Raw genomic sequence first — 17,211 nt, 5'->3', positions numbered from 1 at the left:
GCCTAGGCAAGGTCGAGCCGTAGGATCGCCTGTCATGGAGGCGCAGGCGGGGAGCGGGTTGATCGCTGTTCCGGCGGGACAGGTGACGCTGTCGGACCGGCGGACGCAGCGCAGTTGGACCGTGGGACTCGCGCCGTACGAGCTCGCCGCGGTCCCTGTCACCCAGCAGCTGTATGCGCAGGTCACCGGGGAGTGGCCGAGCACCGCCCGAGGGGACCGGCTGCCCGTCGAAGGCGTCTCCTGGTGGGACGCCGTCCGGTTCTGCAACGCCCTCTCCCGGCGCGCCGGACTCACGCCCGCCTACCGCCTGGGTACTGACGGCGAAGGCCAGGAAAGCGCCGAGTGGGACGGTGACGCCGACGGGTACCGGCTGCCGACCGAGGCCGAGTGGGAGCACGCCTGCCGGGCGGGTACGACCGGACCGCGTTACGGGCCGCTGGACGAGATCGCCTGGTACCGGGGCAACTCGCAGGAGCGCCTCCGCGAGGTGGGCGGCAAGCGACCGAACGCCTGGGGGCTCTGCGACATGCTCGGCAACGTCTGGGACTGGTGCTGGGACCGGTACGACCCCGAGGTCTACGGCGGTTACCGGGTGCTGCGCGGGGGCGGCTGGTTCGACGAGCACTGGAGCTGCCGGGCCTCGGCGCGGCGGCGCAGTCACCCGGCGTTCCAGGTGGACGACGTGGGATTCCGGATCGCACGCGGCCGGGTGCCAGGGGGTCAGCCCACGTAGCGACGGGCCGTCGACCGGCGCTGGGCGCGCTCCAGGGTGACCAGCCGTTCCTCCACGGTGGCGGGGACAGGGCGGCGGTTGGCCAGCACCCAGGGGAGCGCTGCGGCGGCCCGGGTGAAGGCGCGGGCGCTGGCCGCGTCCCGTGGGACCGTACGGGCCAGGTACCAGGTGCGGCGCAGCGCGGCGGGGAGGGGGCGGCGCAGCCAGGTGTACCAGAGGGTGTTGCGCAGCCCGTCCACCCGCCGGCCGGTGGCGTCCCGTACCAGGGAGGGGGCGTGATGGACGGTGAGCTGCTCGGCGAAGGACAGCCACCAGCCGCGTACGGCCAGGTCGGTGGCGAGCAGTTCCTCCTCGCCGCCGAGCCACAGCCGGGGCTCGAAGCCGCCCGCCGCACGGAATGCGGAGACCCGCAGACAGGTCGCCGCGGCCAGGAACGAGCCCAGCGCCGGGCCGGGCAGCCAGTCGGGGCCCGGCACCGGGGAGTTGCGCAGCTCCGCCACCACCGGGTCCTCCGTCCCCTCCGGCTCGACGACGATCCGCGCGACCACACCGGCCAGCCGGGGATGTGCATCCAGCCGGTCGGCGGCGCCCCGCAGCGAGCCGGGCGCCCACCAGGAGTCGTCGTCGCAGAAGGCCACGTACGGGGTGCCGACCTGGCGAACGGCCAGGTTGCGGCCCACCGCACCGGTGTTGCGGCCCGGCGAGAGCAGGGTGATCTGCGGATGCCGGGCCTGAACGGCCCGTACGGCACCGGCGGTTCCGTCGGTCGAAGCGTTGTCGACGACGATGACCGGGGGCCGCTCGGGCAGTTGAGCGAGCAGACCGAGGGTGCGCAGGAGTTCGTCCTTGCGGTTGCGGGTGATGACGACGACCGTCACGCGCGGGTCCGGTCCCTCCTCGGGCTGCGTCATGTGCCCCTCCGGCGCCTGGTGCGGATCGTGTGGCTCGTGTGGCTCGGTCATCGCGCCGCCCCCTCCACCAGGCGGGCCGCTTCCTCCACCGCGGGCGGGAGGGGGCGGCGGAGGCGGAGCGCTGCCGGGAGGCGGGGCAGCAGGCCGCGGGCGGCGCGGCGGGCCTGCGCGTCCCGGGCGGCCTCCGCACACAGGGCCGCCGTGCGGCGCAGCGCCACCGGCAGCGGCCGACGCAGCCAGGCGATCAGCAACTCGTTGCGGCGGATCAGCGCCCGGCGACCGGGCCGGGGGGCGTCAGAAGCCGAACCGTCGGGGCCGTCGGCCGGGGAGTGCCGGGCCACGACCTCGGGGCAGTGCACGACATCCCAGCCGGCTGCAGCCAGGTCGTACGCGAGGAGGGTCTCCTCCGCGCCGAAGAACAGCAGCGGGTGGTAGCCGCCCACATCCAGGTATGCCTGCCTGCGGGCCACGGCGGCGCAGCCGAGGAAGCCGAGGACTTTACGGCTGTGCGGTACGGCGCCGTCACCCAGGGGCGAGCCGGCCAGCACGGAGTTGAGCGGGTCGGGGCGGCCGTCCGGGCCCACGGCGATGCCCGCGGCCAGCAGCCCCGTTGCGGGGTGCGCCGCGAGGAGGTCCACCGCCTTGGTCAGGGCGCCCGGCTCCCACCAGGAGTCGTCGTCACTGAAGGCGATATAGGGGGTGTGCAGGGCGCGGACTCCGTCGTTCCGGGCCAGCGCACCGCGGTTGACGGGCAGCCGCAGCACCTGCACGGCCGGGAAGCGGTGCGCCACCATGTCGGCAGTTCCGTCCGTGGAGGCGTTGTCCACCACCAGCACGCGGGGCCGCTCCGGGAGGGCCAGCAGCCTGTCGAGCGTACGGGCGAGGGTGTCCCGTCGGTCCCGCGTGGCGATGACGACGCCGAGCCGGTCGTACAGCCCCCGCTCGGCGCCGGACACGCTCTGCTGTGCGCGGCTGCTGGGGGGAGCCGGGTCCATGGCGCCTCGTCTTCTCAGCTCGACCGGGAGGAGGTGCGGGGGCTGTGGTCAGCCCCGGAACATCTCCTTCTCGACCTGGTCGGGGCCCTCGATGCGGTCGCTCTTGAGGTGGGCGATCTTGTCGACGACCTTGTCGCTCGCGTTGTTCTTCTTGGCGAGCTCGGTGAGGGTCTTGCGGTCGGTCGGGTACGAGGCTCCCTTGAGGGCCTGCTGGACCTCGATGGGGTTGGTCTCAGCCATCGTTTCCTCCGGGTGGTCGTATGGTTCGCCGGTGGAATTCGCCGCTTGCTGCGCGTAATTCCCTTTTGCTCTTCCTGCTCACCCCATGGTGGGAGCCATTCGCGTGACCCGCAACACAAGCCCCACCCCCTCAGCGCCGCCCTCACACAGTGGCGGGCTCCACCTCGCGCGCGACCATCGCCGGAGCGGGCGTCGTACGCGGGGCAGGCACCACCGGGGCCTCCCGCAGAGCAGGCGCAGCCTCGGCAGCCACGGCCTCCGCGGCCACGACCTCCGCGGGCTGCGATGCCGTACGACGCTGCGGGAGCAACACCGCGGCGCCGGTGACGGCGACGATGGCCAGGCCACCCGCGATCAGTCCGCCCCGGGCGCCGCCGAACTCCATCAGGGCGCCCAGCAGCGGCGGGCCGACGAGGCCCCAGCCCGTGCTGGCGCTGCGCCATACGCCGAGCACCCGGCCGCGCAGATGGCTGGGCGGCTCGGTCTGCAGGACGGTGGTGCCGGCGGTGTCGGAGACCGACTCCACGACGGCCATGGGCGCCACCACCAGGATGAGGAAGACCAGCGACGGGGAGAGGCCGGCGACGGCCTGGAGCAGCGCGCCTGCCGCGGCCAGCAGCGCCACATGCCGCACCGACGGCTTGCGCAGACAGCCCGCGACCACGGCGCCGACCATGCCGCCGACCGCGAGCACGGTGGAGACGGTGCTGAACGAGCCGGCACCGGCCGCCAGCGGGCCCGTCACCAGGACGGCCAGCGTCAGCTGGTAGTTGCGGCCGAAGATCGCGGAGACCCCGGTGATCGTGGCGAGTGCCACCAGGCGAGGGTTGCGGACGAAGTAGGCCAGGCCCTCGCGGCTGCCGCCGCGGGCAGGGCGCTGCTTGCCGTCGGCGACGGCCGGAGCGGGACGCTCCTGCGCCGTCTGCGGTTCACGCTCCTCCTTGGGCACCAGCTTCAGGAAGGGGATGACAGCGGCGACCGCGAGGAACGACAGCCCGTTGACCACGTAGGCGGACGACATCCCGAACCAGGCGACGGTGGCACCGGCGGCGGCCGTACCCAGCAGCCGTCCGGCGCTGTGCACCACCGAGCCCAGAGCGATGGCCGAGGCCACATCCTTGCGCTTGACCAGGTCGTTGCCGAGCAGCGAGCAGGCCGGGTTGTCCACCGTGGCGATGGTCCCGGTGACGGCGGCGAGCACCATCAGCAGCGGCACGGTGAGCATGCCGAAGGCGACGAACGCGGCGGTGCTGAAGGCGACCACGCCGAGCAGCGCCTGGCTGACCGAGGCCGTCAGCTTGCGCGGCCAGGAGTCGACGAGGCTGCCGCCGACCAGGCTGAGCAGCAGGCCGGGGGCTGCCTGTACGGCCAGCGAGAGGCCGGTCGTGGCGGCGGAGCCGGTGAGTTGGAGCACCAGCAGGTTCTGCACCGTCAGCTGCATCCACGTGCCGACGTTGGAGACGAGGTTGGCCGCCGACCACCAGCGCATGCTGCGGTAGCGCAGAGAACGCCAGGGGCTGCGGTCGGAACGGTCGGAGTGCTCGGAGCCCGCGGAGCGGCGTCGAAAGCGCTCGGCCCAGCGGGTGGCAATCGAGTGAGAAGCCATAGGGAATTTCGCGCAGGGAGGCAGGGGACAGGAAGGGAACGGGGCGGAAAACCAGAGAACCGGAAGAACCCGAAGAACGGGGAGAACGGGAGCGGAAGCAGGACCGAGAACGGTCGCTCCCGATGCCTTCAGCCATATTCACAGACGGCTCTCGCCGAGTCGGTGCACAGCGCTGTCACCGGCGCCGGACGACACCCGTCGCACACATTCTGAGCTGGGACGAAACCCGCCCCGTTGCCTTGCTCACAGGCCCGGAAAAGGCGCGGAGCGCTGACTGTGTGTCCATGACCGACCGCGTAGCACCACCAATTCGACCACGCTGCGCAGCGCTACGGTCAGCAGCGCTCACCAGTTCTTCGGTTGCGGCTCCCGGTGGCTCACCTCAGGCTGGGGACAGCGGCGTCGAATTCCCTTGCCTCCTCCTTTCGCCCCCTCCTCACCTGTAGGAGCGCTCATGGATGTGCCCACCGCTGCGATATCCCGCTTCCGGCACTCCGTCGTCACCGGCGGTGCGGGATTTCTCGGCTCGCATTTGTGCACGGCGCTGCTGGAAAGCGGCAGCCAGGTCACCTGTGTGGACGACTTCTGCACCGGTCGCCGGGAAAATGTGGCGCATCTGACGGGGCGGCCGGGATTCACGCTGCTGGAGGCCGATATCTGCCATCCGTTCGAGGTGGATACCGCCTCTCCCCCTCCCGACCTGGTGCTGAATTTCGCGTCCCCGGCCTCTCCCGCCGACTATCTGCGGATGCCGCTGCACACGCTGGAGACGGGAAGTTCCGGCACCCGCAACGCGCTGGCGCTGGCCCGGCGGCACGGGGCGCGGTTTGTGCACGCCTCGACCTCGGAGGCGTACGGCGACCCGCAGGAGCACCCGCAGAGCGAGCGGTACTGGGGTCATGTGAACCCGGTCGGTCCGCGCAGCGTGTACGACGAGGCCAAGCGGTTCGGCGAGGCGCTCACGGCGGCGGAGGCCCGCACCCATGGCAGCAATGTGGGCATCGTCCGCCTCTTCAACACCTACGGGCCGCGGATGCGCGGCTACGACGGGCGGGCCGTCCCCACCTTCGTACGGCAGGCGCTGGCGGGCGAGGAGCTGACGGTGACGGGTGACGGGCGGCAGACCCGTTCCCTCGCGTACGTCGACGACACGGTGCACGGCGTCCTCGCCATGGCCGGTTCCGAGCTGCTGGGCCCCGTCAACATCGGCAACCCGGACGAGATCACCATGCAGGAGCTGGCCGAGCTGGTCATCGAGCTGACCGGCTCGTCCTCGGGCCTGCGCTTCGTGGAGCGGCCCAGCGACGACCCGGCCGTGCGCTGCCCCGACATCACCCTGGCCCGCGGAAAGCTGCAGTGGGAGCCGTGCGTCGCCGCCCGCGAAGGGCTGGAACGGACGATCGGCTGGTTCCGCCGGCACCACACCAGCGGCTGACCCCGGGCCCGTTCCCCGCCCCGGCCCTCCCGGCGAAAGGCAGACCATGCGCGTTCTCGGTATCAACGCCCTCTTCCACGACCCCGCAGCCGCGCTCGTCATCGACGGACATACGGTCGCGGCGGCGGAGGAGGAGCGGTTCTCCCGGCGCAAGCACGGCAAACGGCCGGTGCCGTTCGCCGCCTGGGAGCTTCCGTACAAGGCCGCCGCCTGGTGTCTGGCCGAGGCGGGGCTGCGGCCGGAGGACATCGACGCGGTCGCCTACTCCTTCGACCCGGACCTGGCCAAACCCGCCGTCGACATGGGCCTCGACGACCCATGGGACCCGCTGCGGCTGACGTACGCGCGGGAGGCACCGTCCTTCCTGTGCGAGGCACTGCCCGGCCTGGACCGCGAGAAGGTGCGCTTCGTGGCGCACCACATGGCGCACGCGGCCTCCGGTGCGTTCGCCGCGCCGGACGCGGAGCGCTCCTCGGTGCTGGTGGTGGACGGACGCGGCGAGTCGACGTCCCATCTGGCGGCGCGGCGCCGCGGCGCGGCCCTGGAGGCGCTGCACAGCCAGCAGTTGCCGCACTCGCTCGGCCTCGTCTACGAGGAGCTGACCGCGCATCTGGGGTTCCTGCGCTCCAGCGACGAGTACAAGGTGATGGCGCTGGCCTCCTACGGGAGGCCGCGGATGGCCGCCGAACTGGCCAAGTACGTGCATTCCACCGGGGACGGCGGATTCGTCGCCAAGGACGTGCCCTGGGAGAGCTTCGCCCCGGCCGCCCGGCCGGACGAGGGCTGGTCGCAGGAGCAGGCCGATCTGGCGGCCAGTGCGCAGCGCTGCCTGGAGGACACGCTGCTGGACATGGTCCGCTGGCTGCACGGCCGCACACACGACGAGCTGCTCACCATGGCGGGCGGGGTGGCGCTCAACTGTGTGGCCAACTCACGGCTGGCCGCCGAAGGCCCCTTCTCCCGCGTATGGGTGCAGCCGGCGGCCGGGGACGCCGGTACGGCACTGGGCGGCGCACTGGCGCTGGCCTCCCAGGGCGGGGATGCGACCGCACCGATGGGCGGGGCCGACCTGGGACGGCAGTGGGACGAGAGGCAGCTGCGGGAGTGGCTGACCACCGCGGGGGTGCCGTTCGAGCGGCCCGACGATGTGGCGTAGACGGTGGCGCAGGCGCTCGCCGAGGACGCCGTCGTCGCCTGGTTCCAGGGGCGCTCCGAGTACGGCCCCCGTGCGCTGGGCCACCGCTCGCTGCTGGCGCACCCCGGGCGGGCCGCCAATCTGGAACGCCTCAACGATGTGAAGGGCCGCGAGCAGTTCCGCCCGGTGGCGCCGATGGTCCTCAAGGAGCGGGCGCCGGAGATCTTCGAAGGGCCGCTGCCGAGCCCGTACATGCTCTTCGTGCACGAGGTGCGGCCCGCCTGGCTGGACCGTATCCCCGCGGTGGTGCACACCGACGGCACGGCGCGCATCCAGACCGTCGACCGCGAGCAGGAGCCGTGCCTCGCCCGGATGCTGGCGGCGTTCGAACGGCTCACCGGGCTGCCGGTCGTCGTCAACACCAGCCTGAACACGGCGGGACGGCCGATGGTGGACGGCCCGCGGGACGCGCTGGAGTGCTTCGGTTCGGCACCGGTGGACCTGCTGGCGCTCGGCCCGTACGTGGTGCGGCGGGCGAGCTTCTTCCACCGTCCCGAACCGCCCCAAGCGTTCGACGCCGTACGAGGGGAGCCCACGTGAGCACCGGACATCCGGACCCCGCGCCCGAGTTCGCCGTCGTCGTCCCCACCCTGGGCAGGCCGTCGCTGGCGCGGACGCTGCGGGCGCTGGCCGATGCCGGGCCGCCGCGCCCGCGCCGGATCGTCCTCGTCGACGACCGTCCGGCCCGCGAGTGCGGCCCGCTGCCCGTCCAGGTGCCGGCCGAAATAGCGTCACTGGTCGAGGTGGTGACGAGTACAGCTGCCGGGCCCGCCGCCGCGCGGAACGTGGGCTGGCGGGCCGCCGAGGAGGAGTGGATCGCGTTCCTGGACGACGACGTGCTCCCGGGCGAGCACTGGGCCCGGCGGCTCGCCGCCGATCTGGCCGCCGCCGACCCGGCCACGGCCGGCAGTCAGGCCCGGATCACCGTCCCGCTGCCTGTACACCGGCCGCACACCGACTGGGAGCGCAACACAGCCGGACTGGCCGACGCGCGCTGGATCACCGCCGACATGGCCTACCGGCGTACGGCCCTGGAAGCCGTCGGCGGCTTCGACGAGCGCTTCCGGCGGGCCTTCCGGGAGGACGCCGATCTGGCGCTGCGGCTGCTCGACGCCGGTTGGCGGCTGGAGCAGGGCGGACGCCATACGGTGCACCCGGTGCGGCCCGCGGACCGCTGGGTCTCGGTGCGCACCCAACGCGGCAACGCGGACGACGTGCTGATGAACCGTATCCACGGCCCCGACTGGTGGCGGCGCGCCGGAGCAGCCCGCGGCCGGCTGCCGCGGCATGTGGCCGTCACCGCGGCGGCCGGTGCCGCACTCGGCACGCTGGCCGCCGGGCGCCGCCGCGCGGCAGCCGTGCTGGGCGGGCTGTGGCTGCTGGGTACGGGCGAGTTCCTGTACGCCCGGCTGCGCCCGGGTCCGCGCACCCGCGACGAGAGCCTCACCATGCTGCTGAGCAGCCTGCTGATCCCGCCGGTCGCCAGCTATCACTGGGCGGGCGCCTGGCTGCGGGCGCTGCCCCCGCGCAGCACCGGGGCCGGGGAGCCGGGCTTCGCCGGGCAACCGGGCCGCGGTGACGAGGAGATGGCTGTCGGTGCCCGGGAGGTGCGGGCATGAACGGCCAGGCATCCGTGGAGCCCGCCTCCCGGCCCGGGGCCGCGAGTGCGCGCCCGGCCGCCGTGGTACTCCGTTCGGCGACCGCCACCTGGTACCAGGACGGCCCCGCGGAGCCACTGGTGCGGCTGCCCCACACGGATCCGGCCCCCTGCGCCGCGGTACCGGCGTGCGGGCGGCCCCGCGCCGTGCTCTTCGACCGGGACGGCACCCTGATCGAGGACGTACCGCACAACACCGACCCCGGGCGGGTACGGCCGCTCCCCTCCGCGCGGGAGGCACTGGCGACGCTGCGTGCCGCCGGAGTGCCCGCGGGCGTGGTGAGCAACCAGCCCGACATCGGGCGCGGCATCCTGCGGCTGGAGCAACTGGACGCGCTGCACGCCCGGATGGAGGCGCTGGTGGGGCCGCTCGCGGTGACCGCCGTGTGCCCGCACCGCCCGCAGGAGGGCTGCGGCTGCCGCAAGCCGGCGCCCGGGCTGGTGTTCGCCGCATGCCGGGTGCTGGGGGTACGCCCGCCCGAGACCGCCGTGGTCGGGGACATCGCCGCCGACCTGGGCGCCGCACACCGGGCCGGGGCCACCGGCGTGCTCGTGCCCAACACCGCCACCCGCACGGCCGAGACCCGCGCGGCACCCCGCACCGCGGCGCATCTGGCGGCTGCCGTCCGCGCCCTGGTCGGTGCCCCCACCCGCCCTGGAGGCCCGGCATGACCCGACCGCACACGCTCCTGGTACGGCTCGACAGCGTCGGCGACGTACTGCTGGCCGGGCCCGCCGTACGGATGGCGGCGGCCGGTTCACGGCGGGTGACGCTCCTGGCGGGGCCGCACGGCGCGGGCGCGGCACGGCTGTTGCCCGGGGTGGACGAGGTGCTCACCTTCGACGCGCCCTGGGTGGGACGGCCGCCCGCGGCGGTGGACCGCGGTGCGGCTGCCGCACTGATCGAGGCGCTCGCCCGGCGGCGCATCGACCGCGCGCTGGTGCTCACGTCGTTCCATCAGAGCCCGCTGCCCATAGCGCTGCTGCTGAAGCTCGCCGGGGTGCCGTGGGTGGGTGCGGACAGCGAGGACTACCCCGGCTCGCTGCTGGAGCTGCGACACCGCAGGGCGGCGGGCCGGCACGAGGCGGAGGCGGCCATGGAGCTGGCGGACGCTGCCGGGTTCCCGCTGCCGGAGGGCGACCATGGCGGCCTGGCGATCCACCCTCCGCCCGACACCGGCCCGTTGACCGGGACCGACCCGTACGTCGTCGTACACCCCGGCGCCTCGGCACCCGCCCGTGCGTGGAGCCGCGAGCGGGCGGCGCGCGCGGTGGCGGCGCTCGCCGGTGCCGGGCACCGGGTGGTGGTCACCGGAGGGAGGTCGGAGAAGGAGCTGACGGCCGACGTCGCCGGGGAGCACGCGTTGGACCTGGGCGGCCGGACCGGGCTGCACGAGCTGGCGGGGGTGCTGGCGGGCGCCCGCGCGGCGATCGTCGGCAACACCGGCCCCTCCCATCTGGCGGCTGCCGTGGGCACTCCGGTCGTCTGCCTGTTCTCCCCCGTCGTACCGGCCGACCGCTGGGCACCGTTCGGGGTGCCGCACGTGCTGCTCGGGGACCGGAACGCGCCGTGTGCCGGTACGCGCAAGGTGACCTGCCCGGTGCCGGGGCATCCGTGCCTGGACGCGGTGGACGACGCGGAGGTGCTGGCGGCGCTCGACCGGCTGCCGTCCGCCTCCCCCTCGCCGACGGCACGGACGGCATCCGCTTCCGCACCGGACCGGACGGCTCTGGAGGCCCGCGCATGAGGATTCTGCTGTGGCATGTGCACGGCTCCTGGACGACGGCGTTCGTCCAGGGCCCGCACACCTATCTGGTGCCCGTGCTGCCCGACCGCGGCCCGGACGGACTGGGCCGGGCCGAGACCTTCGCCTGGCCGGAGTCGGTGCGGGAGGTGAGCCCGCAGCAGCTGGCCGGAACGGACGTGGACGTCGTCGTGCTGCAACGCCCGCACGAGGAGGAGCTGGCGGCGCGCTGGCTGGGCGGGCGCCGTCCCGGCCGCGACATCCCCGCCGTCTACCTGGAGCACAACGCGCCCGACGGCAACGTGCCCGACACCCGCCACCCGTGCGCCGACCGCCGCGACCTGACGCTGGTCCACGTCACCCACTTCAACCGGCTCTTCTGGGACAACGGCGCCACGCGCACCACCGTCATCGAGCACGGCATCGTCGACCCGGGCCACCAGTGGACCGGGGAACTGGCCCGTGCGGCCGTCGTCGTCAACGAGCCCGTACGGCGCGGCCGGTATGTGGGCACCGACCTGCTGCCCGCGCTGAGCGAGGCAGCGCCGCTGGATGTGTTCGGGATGGGTACCGAGTCGCTCGCCGCGCATCTGGGCCTGCCGCCGGAGCGCTGCCGGGCACAGGATCTGCCGCAGGAGCAGCTGCACTCCGCGCTGGCGCTGCGGCGCTGCTATCTGCACCCGGTGCGGTGGACCTCGCTGGGCCTGTCGCTGCTGGAGGCCATGCATCTGGGCATGCCGGTGGTCGCGCTGGCCACCACCGAGGTGGTCGAGGCCGTACCGGAGGGCGCCGGCACCCTCTCCACCCGCCCCGAGGTGCTGGCCGAGGCGGCACGCCGGTACGTCAACGAGCCGCAGGCCGCCGCCGAGGACGGGGCCCGCGCCCGGCGGGCCGCGCTGAGCGCTTACGGGCTCAAACCGTTCCTGCACCGCTGGGAGCAGCTTCTGGAGGAGGTGACACGCTGATGACGGCCCAAAAGCCGGCCCGGACCGCCAGGACCGACCGGACCGACCGGAGTGCCCGGACCGCCCGGAAGAAGGAGCAGCTGCGCATCGCGCTCGTCTCGGAGCATGCCAGTCCGCTGGCGGCGCTGGGCGGCGCGGATGCGGGCGGCCAGAACGTACATGTGGCGCGGCTGGCCGAGACGCTGGCCGCGCAGGGGCACCGGGTGACCGTCTACACCCGCCGCGACTCCCCCGACCTGCCCGAGCGGCTGCCGCTGCGGCACGGTGTGGATGTCCACCATGTGCCGACGGGGCCGCCGCGCCCCGTACCGAAGGACGAACTGCTGCCCTACATGGGGCTCTTCGGTACTTTTCTGTCGTCCCAGTGGGCTGCCGAGCGGCCCGACCTGGTGCACTCGCACTTCTGGATGTCGGGCCTGGCCACCCTCCAGGCCGCACAGGAGCGCGCCCTGCCGTTTCTGCACACGTACCACGCGCTGGGCACCGTCAAGAGGCGGCACCAGGGCGAGGCGGACACCAGCCCCGGCGAGCGCATCCCCTGCGAGACGGCGATCGGCACCTGCTGCGACCGGATCATCGCCACCTGCCGGGACGAGGTGACGGAGCTGGCCGCGATGCAGGTGGGTGCCGAGCAGGTCTCCGTCGTCCCGTGCGGCGTCGACCCGGAGGTGTTCACCCCGACAGGGCCGCAGTGGCAACGCCCCGCACACCGCCCGCTGCTGGCGCACATCGGACGGCTGGTGCCGCGCAAGGGGGCCGCGCTGTCCATCTCCGCACTCAGCCGGATACCCGAGGCCGAACTGGTCATCGCCGGCGGCCCGAAGGGCGCGGAACTGGCCCGCGACCCGGAGGCCCGGCGGCTGCGCGAGCTGGCCCGCGAACTGGGCGTCGCCGACCGGGTGCATCTGACGGGCGGACTGAACCGGGACGAGGTACCGCGGCTGATGCGCGCCGCGGACGCCGTGCTGTGCCCCGCCGACTACGAGCCGTTCGGCATCGTCCCCCTGGAGGCGATGAGCTGCGGAACGCCCGTGGTGGCCACCGCTGTCGGCGGCCAGTGCGACACCGTCGCACACCGCGGCACCGGGCTGCTGGTGCCGCCCCGTGACCCGGAGGCGCTGGCGCAGGCCGTACGGACGCTGCTGGCGATGCCCGCGCGGGGCAGGGCGTACGGCGCCGCCGGGCGGCGGCGGGTGCTGTCCCGGTACAGCTGGGCGCGCGTGGTGGCGCAGACCGAGGACGTCTACCGGCGCGTTCTGGACGCCCGCGCGGCGCGGGCCGCCGCACAGCCGACCGCCGTGCCGGTGCTACCGGCCGTCCCCTGAGGAGCCCCGAGATGCTTTCTGCCGACCCCGCACACGCACACTGCCAGGCACTCGAACAGGCCGTGGCCGCCTTCCGGGAACAGCGCACGGCCCAAGTGACCGCCTGGGGCGAGCGGCTGGCCGAGGTACTGCGCGCCGGCGGACGGCTGCTGGCCGCGGGCAACGGCGGCAGCGCGGCCCAGGCCCAGCATCTGACCGCCGAACTCGTCGGCCGCTACCGGAGCGAACGCAGACCGTACTCCGCCATCGCGCTGCACGCCGACACCTCCGCTGTCACCGCCATCGGCAACGACTACGGCTTCGCCGATCTGTACGCCCGCCAGGTAGCCGCACACGGCCGCGCCGGCGACGTACTGCTGCTGCTGTCCACCTCGGGCCGCAGCGAGAACTTGCTGAACGCCGCGCTGGCGGGCCGCGAGGTGGGACTGCGGGTATGGGCACTGACCGGGCCCGCGCCCAACCCGCTGGCCGCCGCGGCCGATGCGGCGCTGTGCGTGACGGCGGACACCACAGCGACCGTCCAAGAGGTGCACCTGGTGGCCGTGCATCTGCTGTGCGAGGCGTTCGACGCGGCGCTGCAGCCGTCCGAAAGCCTGCTCTCTGCTGTCGAGGCTCAATGACAGACCTCCCAAGCGCAGCACGGCGCAGGGAAGACGCGCCCCGAAGGGGCGCGGGGAACTGCGCGACAAGCCACAGCTCACCCGCAGCCTGCAAGCCGTGGGGCAGGGGCACCCCCTCCCCAGGCCGACGGAACAAAGGAAGCACTCATGCCTCGCAACCGCCCGCTCGTCGTCGTCGGCGACACGCTGCTGGACACCGACGTCGAGGGCCAGGCCGACCGGCTGGCCCCGGACGCGCCCGCGCCGGTGCTGGACGTGTCCGAGGAGCACAACCGGCCCGGCGGGGCCGGGCTCGCCGCGACGCTCGCCGGGACCTTCCCGCAGGACGCGGCGGACCATCCGGAGATCGTCCTGGTCACCGCGCTGGGCCGGAGCAGGTCCGACCAGACGGTGCGGGATCTGCTCTCGCCGCGGGTGCGGCTGCTGGAGCTGCCGCTGCGCGGGAGCGTGCCCGTCAAGACACGGCTGTGCGCGGACGGCCGGCCGCTGCTGCGGGTGGATCGCGGCGGCGGCACGGTCGGCGCTGTCACCGACGAGGTGCGTACGGCGCTCGCCGGGGCGCACACGGTGCTCGTCTCCGACTACGGGCGCGGGGTCGCGGCCCGGTTGCGGGCCGAACTCGCCGTGCTGGCCGGGCACACCCAGGTGGTGTGGGACCCTCACCCGCGCGGTGAGCCGCCCGTCCCCGGTGCCCGCCTGGTGACGCCGAACGCGGCGGAGGCGATGGTGCTGTGCTCCGGGGAGTATCCGGACACCGACGGCGACGGGCTGCACGGGCACGGGTGGCGCGGCGCCTCCCTCGCCTCGGTGTGGCGCAGCGCGGCCGTCGCGGTGACGCTGGGCCGGCGCGGCGCGGTGCTGGCCCGGCCCGGGGACGAGGCGCCGCTGTACTTCCCCGCGCTCCAGGAGGCCGACGGCGACCCGTGCGGCGCCGGTGACTGCTTCGCGGCAACCGCGGCGCGGGCCCTGGCCGACGGAGCGCTGCCGGAGGAGGCCACCCATGAGGCGGTACGGCAGTCCGGCGCCTTCGTGGCCGCGGGCGGGGTACGCAACCCCGCGCTGTGGGGCGGAGTTCCCAGCCCGCCGCCGCCCGCGCCGCCGGTCTCCAAGACGGACGATGCGCGTGCCCTGGCCGCCGCCGTACGGGCGCGCGGTGGCACGGTCGTGGCCACCGGCGGCTGCTTCGACCTGCTGCACGCGGGACACGTCGGGATGTTGCAGAACGCGCGCCGTACGGGCGACTGTCTCATCGTCTGCCTCAACTCGGATGTGTCGGTGCGCAGGCTCAAGGGCGAGGGCCGGCCGATCACCCCCGAGGCGGACCGGATCTCGGTGCTGGCCGGGCTCGACTGCGTCGACGCGATCGCCGTCTTCGACGAGAACACCCCCGAACGTCTGCTGCGGGAGCTGCGCCCGCATGTGTGGGTCAAGGGCGGCGACTACGGGACGGAGCGGCTCCCCGAGGCCGCCACCCTGGAGGAATGGGGCGGACGCGTGCTCCTCCTCCCGTATCTGGACGGCCGCTCGACCACGGCACTGGCCCGCCGTGCCGCCGGCCAGCACGGCACGGTGCGGTCCGCCGGAATGGACGGTCCGAACGAACTGGACGACCTGGATGGGCTGGGTGGTCTGGGTGGGCTGGAGCAGTCGTCATGAGCCCTCGCCCGGCGGGTGACCCGCCGCCGGGCAGCGGTGCCCGGCGTGGCCGGGGTCAGCCCGGTGGGGCGTGGCCCGGGCGGCCCGGGGGTGAACCGGAGCGGCCGGGCCCGCTGGTCCTGCGGGAGGGGGCGGGCAGCGACCGGGACCGGCCGCGCGTCCTGGTGCTTCGTGCCCTGGGGCTGGGCGACCTGCTGACCGCCGTCCCGGCCCTGCGCGCGCTGCGCCGCGCGCTCCCACGGCACGAGCTGGTGCTGGCGGCGCCGGGGTGGCTGGCCGACGCGGTGCGGACGGTCGATGCCGTCGATGTCCTGCTGCCCGCCGGGGCGCCCGACCGCGAGGTCCCGGCCCGGGTGCCGTGGCCGTGGTCCCCGCCCGACCTCGCCGTCGATCTGCACGGCAACGGCCCGGCGAGCCGCGCGGTGCTCGCCCGGCTCACCCCGCGGCGGCTGCTGGCGTACGCGGACGGGTCGGCACCCCGCTGGCGGCCCGACGAGCACGAACGGGAGTGCTGGTGCCGCCTGTTGACCTGGTACGGCATCCCCGCCGACCCGGACGATCTGCAGCTGCGGCGGCCTGCCGCCGCGTCGCCGGCGCCCGGAGCCGTGGTGCTGCATCCGGGCGCCGATGCCGGGGCGCGATGCTGGCCGCCCGAGCGGTTCGCGGCCGTCGCACGGGAGATGCGGGCACGCGGCGCGGAGGTGGTGCTCACGTCCGGGCCCGGCGAGGGCGAGCTCGCCTCCGGCATCGCCGAGCAGGCCGGGTTGCCGCCCGCGGCTGTGCTGGGCACACCTGCGGGGCTGCCGTTCGGCACGCTGGCCGCGCTGGTGGCTCAGGCGCGCGTTGTGGTGGTCGGCGACACGGGAGTGGCCCACCTGGCCTCGGCCCTCGCAGCGCCGTCGGTCGTGCTGTTCGGGCCCGTTTCCCCTGCTCTGTGGGGGCCGCCCGCACGTGCGCGGCATCGCGCTCTGTGGCGGCCGTTCCCCGGTGACCGAGTACGCGCCGGTGACCCGCACGGGGCGCAGCCGGATCCGCGGCTGCTGCGGATCACACCGGAGGAGGTCGTGGAGGCGTGCGCGGCGCTGGGTGGGGATACGCCGCCGTCGTCGGACGCGGACCCGTTGTGCGCGCCCTCCCCCGGTCTCAGGGCGGAGTCGGCGCCGTGACGTACCGGCGCGCATTGCTCACGGGGTGGTTCAGCTTTGTGGAGGGGGAGGTCACGGCCGGGGACGTGCTGGCGTTGCGGCGGGCCGAGGAGGTGGTGCGGGAGGCGGGGGTGGCGTACGACGTGGCGTGGAGCCCCGGATTCCGGCCGGGGGAGCCGTCGTTGGAGACCGTACGGCCCGACGCGTACGACCTGCTGCTGTTCGTCTGCGGGCCGTGCAGCGGCCCGCAGCCGGCGGCGCTGCACGAGCGCTTCGTGCACTGCCGCCGCGTCGCCGTCGGCGTCTCCGTGATCGACCCCGAGGACCCGGCCGTGCGGGGGTTCCACGAGGTGATCGCCCGGGACGGCGGCGCCGCCCTCCCCCGGCTGACGCCGGGAGGTGCCCCCGGCCCGTCGCCCGATCTGTCGGCGGGCACCAGGCCACCGCATCCGCTGCCGCCCGTGGTGGCGACCGTCCTCACGACGGGGCAGCACGAGTACGCGGGCCGTCGGCGGCACGAGGAGTCGGCCCGCCACGTCACCGACTGGCTGGGCGGACAGGACTGTGCGCGGCTGGAGTTGGAGACCCGGCTGGACACCCGTGACTGGCGGCTGTGCGGCACCCCGGAGCAGTTGGACGCCGTGCTGGCCCGCGTCGATCTGGTGGTGACCAACCGGCTGCACGGCATGGTGCTGGCGCTGCGGTCGGGCGTGCCCGCCATCGCCGTCGATCCGGTTGCCGGGGGCGCGAAGGTCAGCGCGCAGGCACGGGCGCTCGGCTGGCCCGCGGTGATCCCCGCCGAGCGGCTGGACGACGCGGCGCTGGCGCACTGGTGGGAGTGGGCGCGCGGGGAGGGCCGGAGCCGCGCTGCCGCGTACGCCGGCACGCCGCAGCCCGAGCCGCTCGCCGCTGCCCTGCGCGATTCCCTCGGGCGGAGCGGGGAGAGCACCGATCACGCCATTCGCCCCGTTTGACACTTTTTG

15 protein-coding genes and 1 pseudogene are annotated in these 17,211 nt (G+C 74.4%); 12 read left to right on the top strand and 4 right to left on the bottom strand.

The genetic code is table 11. From position 1 onward, the window contains the following. The first annotated feature begins 34 nt into the window (after positions 1–34). A complete protein-coding gene (locus ACTWP9_RS12930; protein WP_443246217.1) occupies positions 35–733 on the top strand; it encodes a formylglycine-generating enzyme family protein in 699 nt (232 codons plus the stop codon). On the opposite strand, the gene ACTWP9_RS12925 is transcribed toward ACTWP9_RS12930, so the two are convergent. From ACTWP9_RS12925 to ACTWP9_RS12910, 4 genes are all read right to left on the bottom strand, one after another. Continuing rightward, positions 721–1,644, bottom strand: a complete 924-nt coding sequence (locus ACTWP9_RS12925) for a glycosyltransferase family 2 protein (protein ID WP_443246247.1) — start codon at positions 1,642–1,644, stop codon at positions 721–723. The genes ACTWP9_RS12930 and ACTWP9_RS12925 overlap by 13 nt on opposite strands. 47 nt (positions 1,645–1,691) lie before the next feature. Further along, complete coding sequence (locus tag ACTWP9_RS12920) at positions 1,692–2,639, bottom strand: glycosyltransferase family 2 protein (protein WP_443246216.1); 948 nt, start codon at positions 2,637–2,639, stop codon at positions 1,692–1,694. 48 nt (positions 2,640–2,687) lie between these two features. Continuing rightward, positions 2,688–2,879: a DUF2795 domain-containing protein gene (locus ACTWP9_RS12915; protein WP_443246215.1), complete on the bottom strand. Its 192-nt coding sequence runs from the start codon at positions 2,877–2,879 to the stop codon at positions 2,688–2,690. Positions 2,880–3,021: 142 nt separating this feature from the next. Further along, the gene (locus tag ACTWP9_RS12910) at positions 3,022–4,368 is read right to left on the bottom strand and encodes an MFS transporter (RefSeq protein ID WP_443246246.1); all 1,347 of its coding nucleotides are present in this window, start codon (positions 4,366–4,368) and stop codon (positions 3,022–3,024) included. Between the two features lie 571 nt (positions 4,369–4,939). Here ACTWP9_RS12910 and ACTWP9_RS12905 point away from each other — a divergent pair. From ACTWP9_RS12905 to ACTWP9_RS12855, 11 genes and pseudogenes are all read left to right on the top strand, one after another. After that, positions 4,940–5,920 carry an NAD-dependent epimerase/dehydratase family protein gene (locus ACTWP9_RS12905; RefSeq protein WP_443246214.1) on the top strand — a complete coding sequence of 327 codons (981 nt, stop codon included), beginning with the start codon at positions 4,940–4,942 and terminating at the stop codon, positions 5,918–5,920. 46 nt (positions 5,921–5,966) lie between these two features. Continuing rightward, positions 5,967–7,655: pseudogene (locus ACTWP9_RS12900) on the top strand (carbamoyltransferase family protein). Further along, complete coding sequence (locus ACTWP9_RS12895; RefSeq protein ID WP_443246213.1) at positions 7,652–8,734, top strand: glycosyltransferase family 2 protein; 1,083 nt, start codon at positions 7,652–7,654, stop codon at positions 8,732–8,734. The pseudogene ACTWP9_RS12900 and the gene ACTWP9_RS12895 overlap by 4 nt, the downstream one beginning before the upstream one ends. Then, positions 8,731–9,444: a D-glycero-alpha-D-manno-heptose-1,7-bisphosphate 7-phosphatase gene (locus ACTWP9_RS12890; RefSeq protein ID WP_443246212.1), complete on the top strand. Its 714-nt coding sequence runs from the start codon at positions 8,731–8,733 to the stop codon at positions 9,442–9,444. Before ACTWP9_RS12895 ends, ACTWP9_RS12890 begins: the two co-directional genes overlap by 4 nt. Then, the gene (locus tag ACTWP9_RS12885) at positions 9,441–10,520 is read left to right on the top strand and encodes a glycosyltransferase family 9 protein (RefSeq protein ID WP_443246211.1); all 1,080 of its coding nucleotides are present in this window, start codon (positions 9,441–9,443) and stop codon (positions 10,518–10,520) included. The genes ACTWP9_RS12890 and ACTWP9_RS12885 overlap by 4 nt, the downstream gene beginning before the upstream one ends. Continuing rightward, positions 10,517–11,482, top strand: coding sequence for a glycosyltransferase (locus ACTWP9_RS12880; protein ID WP_443246210.1), 966 nt, complete (start codon positions 10,517–10,519; stop codon positions 11,480–11,482). Before ACTWP9_RS12885 ends, ACTWP9_RS12880 begins: the two co-directional genes overlap by 4 nt. After that, positions 11,482–12,807 (top strand): glycosyltransferase, encoded by a 1,326-nt coding sequence (locus ACTWP9_RS12875; protein WP_443246209.1) that lies wholly within the window; start codon positions 11,482–11,484, stop codon positions 12,805–12,807. Before ACTWP9_RS12880 ends, ACTWP9_RS12875 begins: the two co-directional genes overlap by 1 nt. A gap of 11 nt (positions 12,808–12,818) precedes the next feature. Continuing rightward, on the top strand, positions 12,819–13,427 hold the full coding sequence (locus ACTWP9_RS12870; RefSeq protein ID WP_443246208.1) for a D-sedoheptulose-7-phosphate isomerase: 609 nt from the start codon (positions 12,819–12,821) through the stop codon (positions 13,425–13,427). 147 nt (positions 13,428–13,574) lie between these two features. Continuing rightward, complete coding sequence (gene rfaE2, locus ACTWP9_RS12865) at positions 13,575–15,083, top strand: D-glycero-beta-D-manno-heptose 1-phosphate adenylyltransferase (protein ID WP_443246207.1); 1,509 nt, start codon at positions 13,575–13,577, stop codon at positions 15,081–15,083. After that, complete coding sequence (locus ACTWP9_RS12860; protein WP_443246206.1) at positions 15,080–16,249, top strand: glycosyltransferase family 9 protein; 1,170 nt, start codon at positions 15,080–15,082, stop codon at positions 16,247–16,249. The genes rfaE2 and ACTWP9_RS12860 overlap by 4 nt, the downstream gene beginning before the upstream one ends. Continuing rightward, the gene (locus ACTWP9_RS12855) at positions 16,246–17,202 is read left to right on the top strand and encodes a polysaccharide pyruvyl transferase family protein (RefSeq protein WP_443246205.1); all 957 of its coding nucleotides are present in this window, start codon (positions 16,246–16,248) and stop codon (positions 17,200–17,202) included. Before ACTWP9_RS12860 ends, ACTWP9_RS12855 begins: the two co-directional genes overlap by 4 nt. The last annotated feature ends 9 nt before the right edge of the window (positions 17,203–17,211 follow it).

This window comes from Streptomyces sp. 3N207 (assembly GCF_052246355.1).
GTDB lineage: Bacteria > Actinomycetota > Actinomycetes > Streptomycetales > Streptomycetaceae > Streptomyces.
The sequence above is the reverse complement of the archived record's forward strand: the minus strand, read 5'-3'. Positions and strand labels throughout refer to the sequence as shown.

Coding starts and splice junctions, on each gene's coding strand:
- ACTWP9_RS12930 (WP_443246217.1), top strand. CDS start 35: ATGGAGGCGCAGGCGGGGAGCGGGTTGATCGCTGTTCCGGCGGGACAG.
- ACTWP9_RS12925 (WP_443246247.1), bottom strand. CDS start 1,644: ATGACGCAGCCCGAGGAGGGACCGGACCCGCGCGTGACGGTCGTCGTC.
- ACTWP9_RS12920 (WP_443246216.1), bottom strand. CDS start 2,639: ATGGACCCGGCTCCCCCCAGCAGCCGCGCACAGCAGAGCGTGTCCGGC.
- ACTWP9_RS12915 (WP_443246215.1), bottom strand. CDS start 2,879: ATGGCTGAGACCAACCCCATCGAGGTCCAGCAGGCCCTCAAGGGAGCC.
- ACTWP9_RS12910 (WP_443246246.1), bottom strand. CDS start 4,368: ATGCGCTGGTGGTCGGCGGCCAACCTCGTCTCCAACGTCGGCACGTGG.
- ACTWP9_RS12905 (WP_443246214.1), top strand. CDS start 4,940: ATGGATGTGCCCACCGCTGCGATATCCCGCTTCCGGCACTCCGTCGTC.
- ACTWP9_RS12890 (WP_443246212.1), top strand. CDS start 8,731: ATGAACGGCCAGGCATCCGTGGAGCCCGCCTCCCGGCCCGGGGCCGCG.
- ACTWP9_RS12885 (WP_443246211.1), top strand. CDS start 9,441: ATGACCCGACCGCACACGCTCCTGGTACGGCTCGACAGCGTCGGCGAC.
- ACTWP9_RS12880 (WP_443246210.1), top strand. CDS start 10,517: ATGAGGATTCTGCTGTGGCATGTGCACGGCTCCTGGACGACGGCGTTC.
- ACTWP9_RS12875 (WP_443246209.1), top strand. CDS start 11,482: ATGACGGCCCAAAAGCCGGCCCGGACCGCCAGGACCGACCGGACCGAC.
- ACTWP9_RS12870 (WP_443246208.1), top strand. CDS start 12,819: ATGCTTTCTGCCGACCCCGCACACGCACACTGCCAGGCACTCGAACAG.
- rfaE2 (WP_443246207.1), top strand. CDS start 13,575: ATGCCTCGCAACCGCCCGCTCGTCGTCGTCGGCGACACGCTGCTGGAC.
- ACTWP9_RS12860 (WP_443246206.1), top strand. CDS start 15,080: ATGAGCCCTCGCCCGGCGGGTGACCCGCCGCCGGGCAGCGGTGCCCGG.